Annotated in this window: 2 protein-coding genes; both read left to right on the top strand. The window is 61.8% G+C overall.

Going from position 1 to position 1,330, the window contains the following annotated elements:
- Window positions 1–187: hypothetical protein (locus FH08_RS53655; RefSeq protein ID WP_235210583.1), on the top strand; the 187-nt coding region annotated here is incomplete at its 5' end.
- Window positions 184–1,330: fimbria/pilus outer membrane usher protein (locus FH08_RS0133770; protein ID WP_031362596.1), on the top strand; the 1,147-nt coding region annotated here is incomplete at its 3' end. The genes FH08_RS53655 and FH08_RS0133770, both read left to right, overlap by 4 nt.

Raw genomic sequence — 1,330 nt, 5'->3', positions numbered from 1 at the left:
CCGGTTAGCCCGTAAGACCTCACTGAAGACTTCGCCCCTCACCGGGGCGACTGAAGGTGTCGCGGGCCATACCGAGCCGACGCCTTCCCCAACACCCAACACGCGTTTTACCGAGCGGACTGTTCCGAACAGCCCGATGGGTCAAGTCGCGTCTGAATTGACCCAATCATCGCAGGCTGAATCATGAAACTCTCTGCTCAAACCGTATTCAATGCTCAGTACCCGGTCGCATTCCGGCTGCGCTTGAAGCCGCTTGCCGCGATCGCTTTCTCGATGATGGCGTGTGGTGCGATTCCTCAAGCCGTGGCCGATGCCGCAGCCGCAGCCGCGATCACGCCGCAAACCCAGACCGGCGCCGTCGATGAAGTCAGTTTCGACAACACGTATCTGCGCGGTGACGGGGGCACGGCGGTCGACACGAGCCGTTTCACGCGCGGCAACGCCGTGACACCGGGGACGTATTCGGTCGATCTGATCGTGAATGGAATGCGTCTGGCGCGTGAAGACATTCGCTTTGTTTCAACCGACGGCAAGCTGGGCTCAAAGCCGTGTTTCAGCCGTGCGCTGTTGCAGCGCGCTGGCGTGGATCTGGTAAAGGCTGATGCAGCCGCCGGACTTAGCGCTGCAACGGCAGAAACCTGCGATGAGATTGCCAGCATCGTACCGGGTGCCACGGTCGACTTCGACTTCACGCAGCAGACGCTTGAGTTGAGCGTGCCGCAAGCGTTCATGAAGAACTCGGCGCGTGGCTACGTGTCGCCCGAGTTGTGGGACCAGGGCGTCAACGGCGGCTTTATCAGCTACAACGCGAACACGTGTCACACGGAAGGCTCGGGCATCGGCTCGAGCCAAAGCTACCTGGGCCTGAGCGCGGGCGTGAACATTGGCGCGTGGCATTTCCGCCACCAATCGTCGATATCGGCCGGCACCGGCCAGAAGACGCAGTTCGACAACATCGCGACCTATGCGCAGCGTGATATCACAAAGCTAGGCTCGCAACTCACCGTGGGCGATGCGAACACGACCGGCGAGATCTTCGATGGCGTCTCGTTTCGCGGCGTGCAACTCGCCACCGACGACCGCATGCTGCCTGAATCGATGCGCGGTTACGCACCGGTCGTGCGCGGCACGGCGGAGACGAACGCTCGCGTGACGATCCGCCAGAACGGCCAGGTGTTGCAAGAAACGAACGTCGCGCCGGGTCCGTTTGAAATCACCGATCTCTATTCGACCGGCTACGGCGGCGATCTGGTCGTCACGGTCACCGAAGCCGATGGCCGCAGCAAGGAGTTCACGGTGCCGTTTGCATCGGTGGCGCAATTGCTGCGCC

The sequence above is a fragment of the Caballeronia sordidicola genome (genome assembly GCF_000729995.1).
Classification (GTDB): domain Bacteria; phylum Pseudomonadota; class Gammaproteobacteria; order Burkholderiales; family Burkholderiaceae; genus Caballeronia; species Caballeronia sordidicola_A.
Note: the sequence above shows the minus strand (reverse complement) of the source record. Positions and strands in the feature narration are given on the sequence as shown.